We start from the raw sequence: 17,645 nt of genomic DNA, 5'->3' as shown, positions 1-17,645 counted from the left end.
CTATTTTTTCGCCGCCGCACGCCGTTCCCAGAAACTGGCATTCTTGATGCCAAGCTTGATGGGGTCGAACGCGATGGGGCCACCCGCCTTTAACTGGGCTTCGTAGTCGCGCAGGCACAGCATGGTGGGCTTGGCCATGAAGAAAATCATCAGGATGCCGATGATGTTAATCCACGCCATGATGCCGACGCCAATATCGCCGAGATTCCAGATGTAGCCCGCGCTGTTGATGGTGCCGTAAGCCACCATCGCCATGATCACCACTTTAACGGTGACCAGCGGTATGCCACGCTTGAGAAAGCGGTTCAGGTAGGCGATGTTGGTTTCCGCAATATAGTAGTAGGCAATGATGGTGGTGAAGGCGAAGAAGAACAGCGCCACCCCGACAAATACCGGACCGAAGCCGCCGAAAGTACTCTGCAACGCCATCTGGGTAAATGCCGCCGAGCCTATTTCGGTGGCGGCCGGCAGGTTTTGCACGATGAACTGGCCGGCAGGCAGCGTGCCCTGGACGTTGTACTGACTGGTGATCAGGATCATGAGCGCCGTTGCGGTGCAGACCAGCAGGGTATCGATGTAAATTGAAAACGCCTGCACCAGCCCCTGCTGGGCCGGGTGTTCAATTTCCGCCGCGGCCGCCGCATGGGTTCCGGTACCCTGCCCGGCTTCGTTGGAGTAGACACCGCGCTTGACACCCCAGCCCATGGCAGCGCCAAACCCGGCCTGGGCCGTAAAGGCATCCGAAAAAATCAGGCTGAAGACGCCTGGCAGTTTCTCGATATTCAATCCGATCACGATCACGGCCAGGACGATATAGCCCAGCGCCATAAACGGGACGACGAATTCGGCAAACTGCGCAATGCGCTTGATTCCGCCAAAAATGATCACTCCCAGCAGCGCCAGAATGACGCCCAGGCCGATCAGTTTATAGATCCCGACCGGGCCCAGAAACGTCTCGACCATGTCGCCGTTGCCGAAGATCTGGGTAACGGCATTGCCAACGGCATTGGCTTGCACACCGGGCAGGAAGATGCCGCATGCGATCGCTGCCGCGATGGCAAAGGAGATCCCCAGCCAAGGCCAGCCAAGGCAACGCTCGAAGAAATAGGCCGAGCCGCCGCGGTACTGTCCGTCCTGTTCCACCTTATAGAGCTGGGCCAGGGTGGACTCGGCATACGCCGTGCTCGCGCCGAGGAAAGCGACGACCCACATCCAGAAAACCGCACCGGGGCCGCCGAAACCGATGGCAGCGGCGACACCGGCGATATTGCCCACGCCGACCCGGCCCGAGAGCGACACTGCCAGTGCCTGGAACGATGAGATGCCGGAATCGGTGCTCTTGCGTCGGAACAGCAGGCGCACCATCTCTTTGAAATGCCTTACTTGGGCAAAGCGGGTCTGGATCGAATAAAACAAACCGGCACCGAGGCAAAGGTAAATCAATCCCTTGCTCCAGATGATGCCATTCAGACCGTCGATAAAACCTTCCATTTGAACCTCTTCTGGTACGTGTGAAAGCTTGACTCCCGCGCTGCTGGCAGGGGGAGCATCCATTGACAACCGGGATGAAGCCGTATCGGCACCGGCCTTGCGCAATCGTCGGGCGGAGGAGCCAGCCAGACATGCGCGTTCGCATTTTAAGGGATTAATGGCGAGAAAGACATGCTTGTCGACGCCGAGACCAACTTTCTGTGGAGCGCCATCATCCCGCGACGCCGACCCGCGACGTGCGACGGTGACCCTGTTGTAGCAAACCCGTCCGGCTCGCACTGCCTTAACTTTTATCAACAAGCTCCCTGTCGGAGAATCTTACACTGGACTACTGAGTTGACTATTGGAAACATATTCCCGCATCACGCAGGCGGGCCCTCCGCCCCGGCATCGCCTGGCGGCCACTCCGCAGGATCAGGACATGCATCCGACACCGAACCACCCTCTTCGCCCCGCGCTGGCCGCCATGTTCGCTACTGCGCTGGCCGGCACGCTCCCGCTTGCCATGGCCAGCCCCGACCACCAGCAAGACCTGAACGCGCTGCCGATCGAGCAACTGCTCAACCTGGAAATCATCACCGCCTCCAAGTTCGCGCAGAAAATCAGCGAAGCGCCCTCGTCGGTGTCGGTGATGACCGCGGAAGACATCCGCCGCTTCGGCTATCGCTCCCTGGCCGACATCCTGCGCAGCGTGCGCGGGGTGTACGTGACGGACGACCGCAACTACAGCTACGTCGGCACGCGCGGCTCCGGCCGCCCTGGCGACTTCAACACCCGCCTGCTGATCCTGGTCGACGGCCGCCGCCTCAACGACATGGTGTTCGACCAGGGCGCCGTCGGCACCGAATTCCCCATCGATGTCAGCCTGATCGAACGGGTCGAATTCGTGCCCGGACCGGGATCGGCCATGTATGGCAGCAGCGCGTTTTTCGGTGTCGTCAACGTCCTCACCAAGACCGGCGCCACGCACCAGGGCACGACGGTCAGCGCCAGCGCCGCCAGCGCCGGCACGCGCAAGGCGCGCCTGGCGAGCGGCTTTGCGCGTGCCAATGGCATCGACCTGCTGCTGGGCGCTGCCTGGCTGGAGCGCAAGGGAAGCGACCAGTATTTCCCCGAATACGACGACGCGGCCCACAACTTCGGCGTGGCCCGCAACCTCGACCATGACCGCTACCAGCGCGCCTTCGCCAAGCTGTCATGGGGAAGCGTCGCGGCCAGCGCGTATCTGGGCCGGCGTACCAGGGGCATCCCGACCGCGTCCTACGGGCAGCAGTTCAACGATCCGCGCAGCCGCACCGTCGACGAGTATGCCTCCGCCAGCGCCTCCTGGCAGGCGGCGCTGAGCCCGACCCTGGAAGTGCATGCCGGCGTCAACCTGCACAGGTACCGCTACCAGGGCACCTATATCTACGTGCCCGACAGCGCAACCGTCAACATCGACGCGGCCGAGAGCCGTACCGTGGCGTCCGAAGTACGCCTGCTGAGCACGGCATTTCGGAACCACAAGATCATCGCCGGCGCCGAGTACGCCAGCGACGGCAAACGCATGCTGAGCAACCACGACCTGGATCCCTACACCTTTTCCCTGCTCAGCGACAGCCCCAAAAAACGCGCCGGCGTGTACCTGCAGGACGAGTTCCGGCTGGGCGAACGGGTGATCCTCAATGCCGGACTGCGCCACGACCACGACGACGAAGGCGGCGGCGTGAGCAATCCGCGGGTCGCCCTGATCGTCAAGGCCGCCACGCATACCACGCTCAAGGCACTGTACGGCACCGCCTACCGCTCCCCCAATGCCTACGAGCGCTACTACGCCACCAACACGGGTTTCAAACTCAATCCCGCCCTCCGGCCCGAGCACATCAAAACCTATGAACTGATCGGCGAGTATTTTCCATCAGAAAATTTCCGGGCCAGCGCCTCGCTCTTCCAGTACCGCTTCACCGACCTGATCGCCCTCGCCACCGATCCGCTCGACTGCAAGCTGGTCCAGTCGAACATCGATTCGGCCCGTTCCAAAGGCGCCGAGTTCGAGGCCGAATGGCTGCGCGATGACGGCAGTTCGCTCAAAACCAGCGTCAGCCTGCAGTACGCGCACAACGGCGCCAACGGCGAATGGCTGAGCAACTCGCCGCGCCAGCTGTTCAAGCTGAACTACGCCAAGCCGCTCCGGCGCGATACCCTGCGCGCCGCGCTCGAGTACCAGTTCACCAGCCGCCGCCGCACCGCGGCGGACGGCCACGTCGGCGGGTTCGGCCTGTTCAACGTCACCGTCCTGGGCCACCCCATGGGCAAGCACCTGGAGCTGTCCGCCAGCATCTACAACCTGCTCGACAAGCGCTACGCCGATTCGGCCAGCGAAGAGCACTACGACAGCAGCAGCCCGGCCCGCTATCTGAACGCCATCGGCCAGGATGGACGCAGCTGGCGCCTGCAGGCGAGCTACACCTTCTGATATGCGCCTGCGCCCCGCTTCCCTCCGCACCGCGTGGCTGGCCGGCACCGTGCGCCGGCGGCATTGCTGCGCCCTCGCCCTGGCCTTGCTGCTGCCCGCCTCCGCCCAGACCCAGGCCCCGGCGGCCGCGGAGTACGCGGCGAAAGCGGCATTCATCTACAACATCGCCTTGTTCAGCACGTTTCCGAACGCGCAGGCCAAGCTGATCAGGCTATGCGTCCTCGGGCGCGATCCGTTCGGCAATCTGCTCGCCAGCCTGGAGGGCAAGCCGCTGGGCGCAGCGAAGATGACGATCGCCTATCCACGTTCCGGCCACGACGCGCTCAAGCAATGCCAGATCGTGTTCATCAGCGCCTCCGAGAGCGACAGCGTGGCCCTGCTGGCGCAGTCGGCGCGCCAGGAAGGCGTGCTGACGGTCTCCGACGCGAAGGGGGCGGCGCGCATGGGCATCATGGTCGAACTGGACGTCGAGGACAAGCGCATCGCCTTCGAGTTCAACGCCGAGGCGGCGCGCGCCGCCAATATCGCGCTCAGTTCCAAAGTGCTGCGCCTCGCGCGCGCTGTGTATTGAACCCACGAAACGGACCCATCATGAAACGCCCCTGGCCTCGCCGCCGCAACCGCACACAAACCCTGAGCACCAAGCTCAAGTGGGCAAACCTGGTCACCAGCGGGACCGTCATCCTGCTCTCGACCCTGTTCCTGCTCGGAATCCAGACCTATTTCTTCACGGCGGCCCTGGTGCGCCAGACCCAGGCGCAGGCGGCCATGGGCAGCGAAAACATGTCGGCCGCCATGCTCTTTGGCGACCAGCACGCCGCCGACGACATCCTGGCCGCCCTGCGCGTGGTGTCGGATGTGCAGTCGGCCGTGGTCTACGACAACGCCAACAAGCGCTTCGCCAGCTACCTGCGCGACGCCGGGGCGGCCCCGGTCGCGCTGCGGCACGACAGCGGCAGCGGCTACACCCTGTCGTACCGCCACGTCACCGTGGTCGAGCCGCTGATGGTCAAGCGCCAGCGGCTCGGCACCCTCATCGTGCAGAGCTCGCTGGACAACGTCTACCGCCAGCTCGCGTTCTACCTGGCGCTCACCATTCCCGTCATGCTCGCGGTGCTGGCCATCGCCCATCTGGTGCTGTCGCGTCTGCAGCGTTTCATTACCGATCCCCTGCGCGCGCTGTCGGAAACGAGCGCGCAGATCTCGCGCCTTGGCGACTACGCGATCCGGGCCGAGGTCAGCTCGCTGGCCGATATCGGCATGCTGTCGACGGCGTTCAACACCATGCTCGAGCGCATCCAGAAGCGCGAGAGCGAACTCGAGGCCGAGATTGCCGAGCGCAAGCGGGTCGAGGTCAAGCTCGACCGCCTGGCCCACTTCGACAACGTGACCCAGCTGCACAATCGCCACTTCTTCAACGACCGGCTCGAAGCGGTCATCGCCCGCGCCCAGCGCTGCCGCGAGCGCGCCGTGGTGATGTTCATCGACCTCGACAACTTCAAGACCGTCAACGACACGCTGGGGCACGATATCGGCGATGAACTGCTGCGCCTGGTCTCGCGCAGCCTGACCGAAACCGTGCGCGCCGGCGACGCCATTGCCCGCATCGGCGGCGACGAGTTCGCCATCATCCTGGAAAACGTCCACCACATCGGCGACGCCTCGATGGTCGCCGAAAAATGCCTGCTGCGCATTGCCCAGCCGATCGCCATCTCGGGCCACGAAATTCACATCAGCGCCAGCATCGGCATCAGCGTGTACCCGGACGATGCATTGACGATGCACGAGTTGCTCAAATACGCCGACAGCGCCATGTACTACGCGAAAAACAGCGGCAAGAATGCCTACCGGCTGTTCACGCACAGCATGCAGGAAGATGCGCGCAAGCGCTTCACGCTCGACAACAACCTGCGCCGCGCGCTCGAACGCAAGGAATTCGTGCTCCACTACCAGCCCCAGATCGACCTGCGCAGCGGCGCCATCTGCGGCGCCGAAGCCCTGATCCGCTGGATCCATCCGGACCTTGGCCTGATCAGCCCGGCCGACTTCATTCCGGTGGCCGAAGATACCGGCATGATCGTGGCGATCGGCGAATGGGTGCTGCGCGAAGCCTGCCACGAACTGCGCAGGTGGCATGACGATGGCCACGGCGTGCGGATGTCGATCAACCTGTCCGGACGCCAGCTGAGCGAGGAAGGGCTGGTCGCCTCGGTGCTGGGAATCGTCGACGACAGCGGAATCGACGCGCGCTGGCTGGAACTGGAACTGACCGAAAGCATGCTGATGGATGCCTCGGCCAGCGTGATCGACAAACTGCATACGCTCAAGCGCGCCGGCATCGCGCTGGCCATCGACGATTTCGGGACCGGCTACTCTTCCATGAGCTACCTCAAGACATTTCCGGTCAGCGCGCTGAAGATCGACCGCAGCTTCGTGCGCGACCTGCCGCACAGCACCGAGGACGCCGCCATCACGAAAGCCATCATTGCCATTGCCCGGAGCTTGAAAATGGAAACGGTTGCCGAGGGTATCGAAACGCTGGAGCAAGGCGAATTCTTGCGCGCAAGCGGATGCGACAAGGCGCAGGGCTATTACTACGGCAAGCCGCTGGCGGCGGCGCAGATGCGCGACTTGCTCATGCGCCGCGAGCAGGAGGCGGCCGAGCCGGCCATGCCGTGCGACGCATGACGGACGATGGCCGCCCGCGCCTGCGCCGTGGCGGCCGTCGCCAGCTCCTCTCGGACCACGCCGGGCCACATCCATACCACTCCCGGCCCATCAAAAATTGCATACATCTTTAGGAAATGCATATACCTGTATGTACATTTTAGCTGATAGCATCCGCTTCTTTGCATTTCAATAACACAAGTAAGCCCATGTCGTGGCCTGCTTGCCAACCATCCGGAGCTACACCAGCCATGACCGAATTCCCCGTTTCCGACGCGTCGATCCGTCCGTTTCCCGCACGGCGCCTGGCCGCCCTGGCCGCCTCCCTCGCCATTCCCCTGGCGTTGATGGCCAATCCCGCCAGCGCCGCCAATTGCTCCGCCGCCGTGACCAACGGCGGCTTGTACAGCGTCGTCAACGCCGCCTCCGGCAAAGCGCTCGACATCGTCGCCGGCTCGACCCAGGGCGGCGCCGAAGTGCAGCAATGGGGCTACGGCGGCAGCGCCAACCAGCAATTCTATCTGCGCGACGCCGGCAACGGCTACTGGACCATGCAAGCCAAACAGAGCGGCCTGCTGCTCGACGTACTGAACCTGTCCGCCAACGATGGCGCCAGGATCATCCAATGGAACGCCACCGGCGCCCACAACCAGCAATGGCTGCTCAAAAAATCGGCCAGCGGCGGCTACAACGTCGTCGCGCGCCACTCGGGCAAGTCGCTCACCGCGGGCGACAACAACAGCGGCTCGCGCGTCTACCAGGCGATTGATAGCGCCGGCGGCCTGCAGCGCTGGTTCTTCAACCCGACCAACGGTTCCTGCGGCGGCCCCGCACCGGACGGCTTCGCGGCCCAGCGCGGCGCCGACGGCTTGAGCACCACCACCGGTGGCGGCAACACCGCCCCGGTTACCGTGACCTCGTGCAGCGCCCTGAGCGGCGCCCTGCAATCGGCCGCCGCGGCAGTGATCCAGATCCCGGCCGGCACCACCATCGATTGCCGCACCCCCGTGCGCTCGCAAAGCACCTGCGCGGTCGCCTGCCCGACCTACCAGGATCCCGGCAAGAGCACTTACCGCATTCCGGTCGGCGCACAGACCTGCAAGGAACTCGGCTCGACCAGCGAAACGCGCTACATGCGCCCGCGCGATGAAATCAATATCCGGGTCGGTTCCAACAAGACCCTGGTCGGCCTGAACAAGGATGCGCGCATCATCGGCGCCTCGCTCACCCTGAGCGGCGCCAGGAACGTCATCATCCGCAACCTGTCCATCGAAAACATCAACCCCGGCATGGTCGAAGCGGGCGACGGCATCACCGTCAGCAAGTCGAGCCACGTCTGGGTCGACCATGTGCGCTTTAGCATGATCAGCGACGGCCACATCGATATCCAGGACAGCAAGAACGTCACCCTCAGCTGGAACCGCTTTGACGGCACCAACCCGGCGGTCTGCGGCAACCAGCACCACTACACCAACGCGTTCAGCAACTCGCAGGTGACCCTGCACCACAACTTCTGGAACAAGACCTCGGGCCGCAATCCGAAGCTCATGGGCGCGGCATCCCGCACTCACCTGTACAACAACTACTGGCTGGACGTGCCCTACTTCGCCATCAGCGCCGATGACTTTGCGCAAGTGAAAGTGGAAGGAAACTTCTTTGCCAACACGGCCAGGCCGCACTGGAACGGCAGCAACGGGCTGATCGATGCCAACATCGCCTCGAACCGCTACACCGGCAAGTCGGCCACCGATGCGGACCGGGACACCGGCGCCAAGGTGTTCAGCGACACCGTGCTGTTCCCGTACAAGCTCGACAACGTCGACAACCTGCCGGCCGCGCTGACCGGCGGCACCGGCGCACGCTGATCCGCAGCCCGGCCCACACGGCCGGGCAATCGCTATACCGTTGCCGCTCTCGCCGGCAACGGTATCGGCCGGCACCCCGAGAACGCCAGCCTTCGCCCTCCTCCCATGCCGCGCCAGCCTTGCGCACGCGCACATCCATCTCTTCCTTGAATTGCAAAAGGAAGCGGATTCAGTCCAGCTCATCCGTGAGGTCGCCCGCCTCGCCGCACCGCCGTGTTTCTTTCTCCGTTCCGGCAACGCGCAGCGGCTTCCCAGATTGAACGTGACAGGAGGCCTTGCGCCCGTCATACTTCTTTCCGAAGCAACAAGGTTATCGTGCGCCAGCAGTATTTACCGCACAAACAGGACCGCAATACCTCCAACATAAAGCACAGACGCAACAATGACGACGAACTGGTCACTTTTTCACAAATACGCCGGCACCAAGCCACGACAGTTTGTCGAGGTGCGCGACCTCGGCACGGCAGTCTGGAGCGCCACCGGCATGGCCGAAACCTGGGGCACCGACACGCTCGATGAAGTGGCCAGCCCGGCCGCCGCCCAGGCGCGCTACGCGGCCCTGTGCGCCGACGCCGTGGCCGCCGGCTTCACGCTCACGCGCCAGGCCAATGTCGACCTGAACCGGCTCGATGCCGCCCTGCTGGCCAGCGAAATCCGCGACGGCGCCCGCAACGCCTTCAACGCCATGCGCGCGGCCCATCCGGACCAGACGTTCAACGCCTTCGCCCTGATCAGCGACGACAGCGCCATGACGATCGTCCCGCTCGCCAACAGCGTGGAAGCGCTCAGCGAGGACGGCGGCGGCGACGATATCCTGTGGAATCCGTCGGAATGGTCGTTCTTCGAGGAAGGCGCCTGGCTCGACATCGCCTACCGCATGATCCTGCCCTACCACCGCGATCTTCCCAACGAGGTCGACATCGACGCACTGCGCGCATGGGTGTTCGGCGCCTGCAGCGCGGCCTTGCAGCAGCTGGCCGACGAAGGCCTGTTCGGCAGCGCCGCCCAGCGCGATGCGGTGGCGCTGCTGTTCCACGTCACCGATGGCGACGGCGACGACGACGTCATCGAAGAACTCAACACGCCGGCATCGTTCCGGCGCTACGCGGCCTGGCGCGCCACCTGGAACTAGCGCTAAAGCCGCCTGAGCCCCGATGCGCGGCGTGAGGCCGTCCAGCAAGCGATAACAGACGAAAAGAACTTACCGCGCCAGCACGCGGCCGGTCACGCTGTCACTGCGCGCGCCCGGACCGGCCGGATCGTAGTCGAAACGGCAGGACCGCACGTAGTCGAGCGCGCCGGCCACCAGCGCGTCCGGCTGGCCGTTGGCCTCGGCGGCGAGGCGGAACGGCACGCCGCCCTCGCCCACGATAAAGCGCACCAGCACCCCGCTGGCGCTGGTGGGCGCCGCGTCGAACGGGGCGAAGTGCGCAAAGCGCGAGGAAGCCTGGCAACTGCCGGCGCGCAGCACCGGCGTGACACCAGCATCGCCGTCGAGCTTCCAGTCGAACTGCATGGGGAATGGTCCGGCGCGCTGCGCCGCGTCCAGGCCCGGCTTGAAGCGGCAGGCGGCAATCCCGGCCAGGGCGGCGTCGTCGAGCATTTTCCAGCCGCTCGTACGCAACAGGCGCGGCTGTACCACCGCGCCATCCGGCCCGATGGCGAACGCCAGCGTGGTGCTGCCCTGCAAATCGTAGCGTAGCGCTTCGCGCGGCCAGGCCGGCGGCGGGCAGGCGCCCGCTCCGGCCAGCAGATGGCTGGGAAACGCCGGCGCGGCCGCAGCCGGGGCAGGCTTGTCCGGCACCTGCGCCACCGACGCGGCGGCAGCGGCGATGCACACGCCAATGACTAATTTTCTGTTCAAATCATTCCACCCGATAAGCTGTGACGGGGCGGAAGCGACCTTGGTACACTTCCAGCGCAAACAACGATACCACGACGATACTGACGTCGACGGCGCCGGCAGCCGGCTTGCAACGTGGTCCTCCGCCAACAAACAGCGCTGCAATTTTCACATATTTGCCATCGATGCATCGTTTCTTGGGTACAATAAATACATCCTACAGTAAATTTAACACGGCAAAACGCATGGCGGTACTAAAATCAGCGGCATTCCGGCAGCGCGAAGAGGCCCACGCTTGCTAGACGGCCGCTTGTCCCTGACCACGCCCGAGGGCGTGAGCCTGCAATTGACGCCCGCCGGCCCCTACCTGCGCGCGGTTGCCTGGCTGCTCGATTTCCTGCTGTGGGCCGTCGTGTGCTTTCTGCTGCGCCTCGCCATGCCAAGCGGGAAACTGGGCGAAGGCATTTTCCTGCTGCTGCTGTTCGTGACCTACTGGGGCTATCCGATCATCAGCGAAGTGTATTTCAGCGGCCGCACGCTGGGCAAACGCGCCGTCGGCCTGGAAGTGGTGCGCAGCGACGGCCTGCCGGTCGGCTGGCGCGAATCGACCCTGCGCAATCTGCTGCTGGTGGCCGACTTCCTCCCGGTCATGTACGCAACCGGGCTGGTGTGCATGATGTTCGACCTGCGCTTTCGCCGCCTGGGCGATATCGTCGCCGGCACCCAGGTCATTTATCACGAAAAGGCCGTGCCGCGCCCCACCCCGTTGCTGGCCCATCCGCTGCCGCTGCCGTTCCCGCTCAGTCCCGACCAGCAGCGCACCCTGGTCGACCTGTTCGAGCGCGAAGCGAAGCTGCCGCTCGACCGCATGGCCGAATTGGGCAGCATCGCCGAACCGTTGACCGGCGTACGCGGCACCGAGTCGGTCGAGCGCATGCGCTCCTACGTGGCGGGCCTGACCCAATGAAGCAAATTCAGTTCGAAGCCGACAACGCCGCTCTCTGGACCGAGATCGCTGCCATCCTCGACGGCAGCCAAGCCGACCAGCGCGCGCTGCCGGCCCTGTACCGGCGCCTGTGCCAGTGCCTGGCGCTGTGCAGCCAGCGCGGCTATTCGCCCGCCCTGACCGATCATCTGCAGAAAATGGTCGGCGCCTGCCACCGCCGCCTGTACGGCACGGTCGTCGAGCGCCCCACTACCCTGCTGCGCTGGATGCTGGTCGACTTTCCCTGCCGCGTGCGCGCCGAATGGCGTTTGCTGCTCATTACCTGCCTGGCGTTTTTCGGCGTCGGCCTCGTGGTCGGCCTGCTGGTCTGGTACCAGCCGCAGTGGGCGTACAGCTTCGCCTCGGCGCAACAGCTCGACCAGTTCCGCGAAATGTACCAGCCGTCCCGCATCCACGTCGGGCGCGGCGGCAGCGAGGGCGACCTGATGATGTTCGGCCACTACATCTGGAACAATGTCTCGATCGGTTTTCGCAGTTTTGCCGGCGGCATTTTCGGCGGCATCCCGGCCTTGATCAGCCTCGGCCTGAACGGCATGCACCTGGGCGTGATCGGCGCCTGGCTCACCCGCGACCCGACCACCGTCCACCAGTTCTGGTCGTTCGTGATCACCCATTCCAGCCTCGAAATCACGGGGCTGCTGCTGTGCGCCATGTCCGGCATCCGGCTCGGGCTGACCCTGATCCACCCGGGCCGGCTGACCCGCGCGCACGCGCTCTACACCACCAGCCAGACCATGTTCCCGGTGATCGTCGGCGGCAGCCTGATGACCATGTTCGCGGCCTTCTTTGAAGCGTTCTGGTCCGGTTCAGGGGCGATCCCGATCCAGGTCAAGTACGCTGTCGGCGGCATCGGCTGGGCGCTGGTGATCGGATTTTTCCTGTTCGCCGGCCGCGGCAAGCAATAAGGGCCGCCATGCAAATCGACAAACTGCAGATCGAACTGCGCCCGCGCACCAATGCCCAGGCGCTCGACCTCGGGTTCAGCCTGCTGCACTCGCACGCCGGCGCGGCCTACATGGCGTTCCTGGCGCTGTGGCTGCCCCTGGTCGCCGTGTGCGCCGCGCTGACCGTGTGGCTGCCCGAACTGTCCTGGGCCTGGCTGATCCTGGCCTGGTGGTTCAAGCCCCTGCTCGAACGCGCGCCCCTGTACGTGCTCTCGCGCCAGGTGTTCGGCACCGCCGTCACCTGGCAGGAAGCGGTGCGCGCCTGGCCGGGCCAGCTCGGCGGCGGCTGGTTCCGCCTGATTACGTGGGGCCGCCTGATCAGCGCCGGACGCGGCCTGTGGCAACCGGTCTGGCAGCTCGAAGGTGCGCGCGGCGGGGTCGCCAGCGCACGCCGCAGCGCGCTCGGCAAGAATGGGACCGCCTCGTCGGCAGTCTGGTTCGGCGTCGTCTGCGCGCACCTGGAAGTGGTGCTGCAGCTGGGCGCCCTCGGCTTCATCGGCATTTTTGCCGCGGACGGCAAGATCGGCAATCCGTTTCTCCTGTTTGCCAATATGGTCAGCGACACGCCCGACGTGCTGACCGAGCTGCTCACCCTGGGCGCCTTCGCCCTGTCCATCGCGCTCATCGCGCCGGTCTACACGGCCTGCTGCTTTACCCTGTACCTGAACCGCCGCGCCAGCATGGAAGCGTGGGATCTCGAAATCAAGCTGCGCCAGATCAAGCGCCCGCAAGCGGCCCGTGCGCGCAGCGCCGCGCCCGTGTCGGCGCTGCTGGTGCTGGCCGGCGCCGGCATGCTGCTGGCGCTGGCGGTCGTTCCCGCGCCGGTCTGGGCCGAGCCTGCCGCACCCGGCAAGCGTGCCCTGGCGTCACCGGCCCCGGCGCGCCCGCCATGCGAACGGCCCAAGGGCATGCGCCTGCCCGAACGCGGTCCGGCGCAGGCCCCCGAGCAGGCGCGCATCCGCCAGCAGATCGACCAGGTCTATGCCGACCCCGACCTGCGCGGCTACGAATGCGTGGAAAGCTGGGAACTGAAAGAGCGCGACAAGAAGAAGGAAATCAAGAAGGAAGAGCGCAAACGCTCCTCGTCCGACATGAACCTGATCGCCGCCATCCTCAAGGTGCTGTTCATCGCGGCGGCCATCGGCGCCGTGGCCTGGGTGCTGTACCGCTACCGCCACCATTTCCCGTCCTTCGAGCGCGCGGCCAAGGCGCGCGTGGCCACCGAAATCGGCGGCCTGAACATCCGCGCCGAATCGCTGCCGCCCGATGTGACGGCCGACGTGCGCGCCCTGTGGACCCGCGGCGAGCGGCGCGCCGCCCTGGCCCTGCTGTACCGCGCCACCCTGTCGCGCCTGGTCACGGAAGATGCACTGCCCCTGCGCCAGGGTAATACCGAAGGCGACTGCCTGCGCCTGGCGCGCCAGGCCGCGCAGCGCCAGCAGCTCTCTCAAGCGCGCCTGGAAGTGGCCATCAGCGCCACCTCCCTGTGGCTGGGCGGCGCCTACGCCGCGCGCTGGCCGGACGACGACACCCTGATGGCCTGCTGCGCCGCATGGGATGCGCAGTTCGGCGCACTGCGGGAGACGGCGGCATGAACGACAACCTGAAAAGCTTCCTGTCCGTGCTGGCCCTGGTGGCCCTGGGCGCCCTCGGCACCTGGTGGTGGCACGACATGATGGAATTGCGCTGGGAATCGCGGCGCACCATGTCCGAGGCGGCGCGCAAGGATCGCATGCTGGCCGCCACGCGCCTGTTGCAACAGAACGGCCGGGTCGTCAGCAGCGTCGGCTCGCTGGGCGAACTGATCTTGCCCAAGGTCGGCGGCGGCACCATGATCCTCAGCGGCGCGTCGGGCACGGCGCTGCCGGGCCAGGCACAGGAAATGCTCGACTGGGTGCGGCGCGGTAATACCCTGATTGCCGAACCGCGCTCGCTGACGTCCGCCGAAAAAGCCGCGCTCGCCGCGCTGGAGCCGGCCAGCGAGGAGAACGACGACGAGATCGAGGACGAGGAAGAAGAAGTCGAAGAGCCCAGGCCGGCCGCCGCTCCCGCCGGGGCGCAGGGCAAGGATGAAGACAAGCCCAAGGAGGATGCGGACGAGGACGAGGACGAAGAGGAAGACCATGCTCCGTCCGAGCCGCGCGCCCGGCCGTTTTTCACCGCCGAAGCCCGCCACAACAACGACCCGCTCACCGACCGCTTCGGCGCGCGCGTGCGCCGCGACGCCAAGGCCTGCGAATGCCGCACCGAGCCGGCCGCGGAAGACAAGGACAAGCCGGAAGCGATCGCCGCGGCCCGGCGCGAGCGCGACAAGACCGTCAGCCGCCTGACCCTGCCGGGCAAGAGCTATCCGCTCGAACTCGACGGCGGCAAGATGGAACTGGTCAGCCTGCCCAACGCCGTCGCCCCGCTCTGGAGCGACGACGATGGCGGCGCCGTGCGCGTCTACCGCGAGGGCAAGGGCCAGGTCGTCCTGGTGACCAACGATTACTTCACCAACTACATGATCGACGAGCGCGACCACGCCCAACTTCTGCTGGCACTGACCGAGCTCACGCCGGGCCGGCACGTCACCATCGTGCGCAACCTGAACGTGCTGCCCTGGTACAAGGCCCTGTGGCGCAATTACAGCCTGTTCCTGATCAGCCTTGCGGTCGGCGTGGCGCTCATGTTCTGGGCCGCGGTGCGCCGTTTCGGCCCGATCATCCCCGCGCCCAAGGCCGAACGGCGTTCGCTGCTCGAACACATCGACGCCAGCGGCGCCTGGCTGTGGAAGGCCGATGGCGGGCGCCAGGTGCTGCTCGAGGCCGCGCGCGAAGATACGCTGGCCCTGATCCGGCGCCGTGCCCCGGCCCTGTTCCGTTTGCCCGAAACCCAGCTGTGGGCGACCCTGGCGCGCGACTGTTCGCTGCTAGATGCCGATGTCAGCGAAGCGCTGCAGCAGGACGCCGCCAGCCATGTCACCCGATTCACCCGTCAGATCCGCACTCTTCAAGAACTGAGAAATCACTATGAACGATAGCACCGCCACCAGCGCCGCCCCTGCCATCACGGCCGACCGCCTGAACCAGGCGATCGGCATTGTCCAGCGCATGCGCGAGGAAATCCGCAGCGCCGTGATCGGCCAGCAGGCCGTTGTCGACCAGGTTTTGGCCTGCTGCCTCGCGGGCGGCCACGTGCTGATCGAAGGCGTGCCGGGCCTGGGCAAGACCTTGCTGGTCAAGGCCCTGGCCAAGACCTTCGCCGGCGACTTTTCGCGCATCCAGTTCACACCCGACCTGATGCCGGCCGACGTCATGGGCCACGCCGTCTACGACATGAAAAGCCAGTCCTTCAGCGTGCGCCGCGGCCCCGTGTTCGCGCATCTGCTGCTGGCCGACGAGATCAACCGCGCCCCGGCCAAGACCCAGTCCTCGCTGCTCGAAGTGATGCAGGAGCGCCAGGTGACGATCGAAGGCGAATCGCACCAGCTGCCGCCGCCGTTCATGGTGCTGGCCACCCAAAATCCGCTGGAAAACGAAGGCACCTACCCGCTGCCGGAAGCGCAGCTGGACCGCTTCCTGATCAAGGTGCGCATCGATTATCCGACCGTCGACGAAGAAGAGCAGATGCTGCGCATGGTCACGCGCGACCGCGTCGGCGACGGCCTGGAAGTGAGCCAGGTGGCCACCCTGGTCAAGCCTGAAACCATCGTCGCGCTGCAGCAGCTGGTGGCCCGCATCCGGGTCGACGACGCCGTTGGCGCCTACGCCGTGCGGCTGGTGCGCGCCACGCGCGACTGGCCCGGCATTGCGATCGGCGCCGGTCCGCGCGGCTGCATCGCGCTGGTGCGCATGGCGCGCGCCATGGCGCTGACGTCGGGGCGCGACTACGTGACCCCGGACGATATCAAGGCCGCCGCGCTGCCGGTGCTGCGCCACCGCATCGCCGTCTCTCCCGAAAGCGAACTCGATGGCCTGAGCAGCGACGAACTGCTGCTTGGCCTGATCGAAGAAGTCGCCGCTCCGCGTGGCTGACGTACTGACCCCGTCGCGCACCCTGCTGCTTGTGGCCGGCGGGTGGACCGTGCTTGGCCTGGCGGCCAGCCACGTCGAGGCGCTGCTGCCGCTGTGGCAGGGGGCGGGCCTGGCCGCGCTGGCCGTGGCCTGCGTCGACGCCTGGATCTCGCGCAAGGCGCCGCTGCTGCGGGTCGAGCGCGAACTGGCCGGCGTCTGGCCGGTCGGCACCTGGAACAAGGTCACGCTCAAGCTGCACAACGAGGGCGCTCGCCACGTCGCCCTCGACCTGTACGACGACTATCCCGCCACCTGGGCCATGGAAGGCCTGAGCCACCGCAGCCAGATCGCGCCGGGCGCGTATGCCGCCGTCAGCTACAGCCTGTGCGCCGACCAGCGCGGCCCGGCCGGTTTCGGGCCGGCCCACCTGCGCGTGCGCTCGCCGCTGCGCCTGTGGCAGCGCGTGCATCGCATCGGCGCGCCGAGCACCATCAAGGTCTTCCCCGATTTTTCCAAGCTGCTCGGCCACACCCTGAGCGCGACCGACCGCCGCGCGCCGGCGGCCGGCGCCATCCGCAAGCGGCGCCGCGGCGAAGGCACCGACTTTCGCCAACTGCGCGAATACCGCGACGGCGACAGCATGCGCTCGATCGACTGGAAAGCGACCGCGCGGCGCCAGAAGCCGATCACGCGCGAGTATCAGGAAGAGCGCGACCAGCAGGTCGTGTTCCTGCTCGATACCGGGCGCCGCATGCTGGCGCGCGACGACACCACCACCCACTTCGACCACGCGCTCAACGCCGTGCTCACGCTCGGCTTCCTGGCGCAGAAACAGGGCGACGCGGTCGGCCTGATGACCTTCGGCGGCGAGACCCGCTGGGTGGCGCCGCTCAAGGGCCGCAACGGGCTCGATCGCCTGCTGGGCGCGGTGTACGACGTGCAACCGTCGGAAATGGCGCCCGACTACCTGCAGGCGGCCACCAACCTGCTCAACCGCCTGAGCAAGCGCGCTTTCGTCGTCATCATCACCAACCTGCGCGACGAAGACGACACGGCGCTGCGCTCGGCGTGCGAACTGATGTCGAGCAAGCACCTGGTGATCTGCGCCAGCCTGCGCGAAAAGGTCATGGACGGCGCGCGCAGCAAGGCGGTCGACAGCTTCCCCGGCGCCCTGCGCTACAGCGCCACGGTGCACTACCTGCAGCAGCGGCGCGAGGCCATCCGGCGCCTGGGCATCCGCGCCGAGCGCCTGATCGACATCACGCCGGAGCAGCTCAGCACGGCGCTGGTGAACCGCTACCTCGACATCAAGGAAAGCGGGCAGCTGTAAGCTTTACATTCTTATTGACAGTTAGCCCGGATAACCTTCAGGGCACAAA

The 17,645-nt window shown here is 65.9% G+C and carries 13 protein-coding genes; 11 read left to right on the top strand and 2 right to left on the bottom strand.

The genetic code is table 11. The annotated features are described in order from the left end of the window. Positions 1–1,491: an alanine/glycine:cation symporter family protein gene (locus tag RBA41_RS24320; RefSeq protein WP_306626819.1), complete on the bottom strand. Its 1,491-nt coding sequence runs from the start codon at positions 1,489–1,491 to the stop codon at positions 1–3. 421 nt (positions 1,492–1,912) lie between these two features. Here RBA41_RS24320 and RBA41_RS24315 point away from each other — a divergent pair, with 421 nt between their 5' ends. The 5 genes from RBA41_RS24315 to RBA41_RS24295 all read left to right on the top strand — a co-directional run bounded on the left by RBA41_RS24315 (position 1,913) and on the right by RBA41_RS24295 (position 9,610). Continuing rightward, positions 1,913–3,946 (top strand): TonB-dependent receptor plug domain-containing protein, encoded by a 2,034-nt coding sequence (locus RBA41_RS24315; RefSeq protein ID WP_306626818.1) that lies wholly within the window; start codon positions 1,913–1,915, stop codon positions 3,944–3,946. A gap of 1 nt (position 3,947) precedes the next feature. Further along, positions 3,948–4,517, top strand: coding sequence for a YfiR family protein (locus RBA41_RS24310; RefSeq protein WP_306626817.1), 570 nt, complete (start codon positions 3,948–3,950; stop codon positions 4,515–4,517). Between the two features lie 20 nt (positions 4,518–4,537). Then, a complete protein-coding gene (locus RBA41_RS24305) occupies positions 4,538–6,634 on the top strand; it encodes a putative bifunctional diguanylate cyclase/phosphodiesterase (RefSeq protein WP_306626816.1) in 2,097 nt (698 codons plus the stop codon). 230 nt (positions 6,635–6,864) lie between these two features. Then, on the top strand, positions 6,865–8,478 hold the full coding sequence (locus tag RBA41_RS24300) for an RICIN domain-containing protein (protein ID WP_306626815.1): 1,614 nt from the start codon (positions 6,865–6,867) through the stop codon (positions 8,476–8,478). Between the two features lie 382 nt (positions 8,479–8,860). Beyond that, complete coding sequence (locus RBA41_RS24295; protein WP_306626814.1) at positions 8,861–9,610, top strand: DUF4303 domain-containing protein; 750 nt, start codon at positions 8,861–8,863, stop codon at positions 9,608–9,610. Positions 9,611–9,679: 69 nt separating this feature from the next. Here RBA41_RS24295 and RBA41_RS24290 read toward each other — a convergent pair whose 3' ends face one another. Further along, positions 9,680–10,342, bottom strand: a complete 663-nt coding sequence (locus RBA41_RS24290) for an energy transducer TonB (RefSeq protein WP_306626813.1) — start codon at positions 10,340–10,342, stop codon at positions 9,680–9,682. Between the two features lie 274 nt (positions 10,343–10,616). On the opposite strand from RBA41_RS24290, the gene RBA41_RS24285 reads away from it, so the two are divergent. Genes RBA41_RS24285 through RBA41_RS24260 form a run of 6 tightly spaced genes read left to right on the top strand, consistent with a single transcriptional unit; the run spans position 10,617 to position 17,596 of the window. After that, a complete protein-coding gene (locus tag RBA41_RS24285) occupies positions 10,617–11,288 on the top strand; it encodes an RDD family protein (protein ID WP_306626812.1) in 672 nt (223 codons plus the stop codon). Further along, a complete protein-coding gene (locus RBA41_RS24280) occupies positions 11,285–12,232 on the top strand; it encodes a stage II sporulation protein M (protein ID WP_306626811.1) in 948 nt (315 codons plus the stop codon). The genes RBA41_RS24285 and RBA41_RS24280 overlap by 4 nt, the downstream gene beginning before the upstream one ends. Positions 12,233–12,240: 8 nt before the next feature. After that, positions 12,241–13,866: a hypothetical protein gene (locus tag RBA41_RS24275; protein ID WP_306626810.1), complete on the top strand. Its 1,626-nt coding sequence runs from the start codon at positions 12,241–12,243 to the stop codon at positions 13,864–13,866. After that, positions 13,863–15,293, top strand: a complete 1,431-nt coding sequence (locus tag RBA41_RS24270) for a DUF4350 domain-containing protein (protein ID WP_306626809.1) — start codon at positions 13,863–13,865, stop codon at positions 15,291–15,293. Before RBA41_RS24275 ends, RBA41_RS24270 begins: the two co-directional genes overlap by 4 nt. Further along, complete coding sequence (locus tag RBA41_RS24265) at positions 15,283–16,287, top strand: AAA family ATPase (RefSeq protein WP_306626808.1); 1,005 nt, start codon at positions 15,283–15,285, stop codon at positions 16,285–16,287. The genes RBA41_RS24270 and RBA41_RS24265 overlap by 11 nt, the downstream gene beginning before the upstream one ends. Next, complete coding sequence (locus RBA41_RS24260) at positions 16,280–17,596, top strand: DUF58 domain-containing protein (protein ID WP_306626807.1); 1,317 nt, start codon at positions 16,280–16,282, stop codon at positions 17,594–17,596. Before RBA41_RS24265 ends, RBA41_RS24260 begins: the two co-directional genes overlap by 8 nt. The last annotated feature ends 49 nt before the right edge of the window (positions 17,597–17,645 follow it).

Source organism: Massilia scottii (assembly GCF_030846495.1).
In the GTDB taxonomy this organism is placed as follows: domain Bacteria; phylum Pseudomonadota; class Gammaproteobacteria; order Burkholderiales; family Burkholderiaceae_D; genus Telluria_A; species Telluria_A violaceinigra.
The sequence above is the reverse complement of the archived record's forward strand: the minus strand, read 5'-3'. Positions and strand labels throughout refer to the sequence as shown.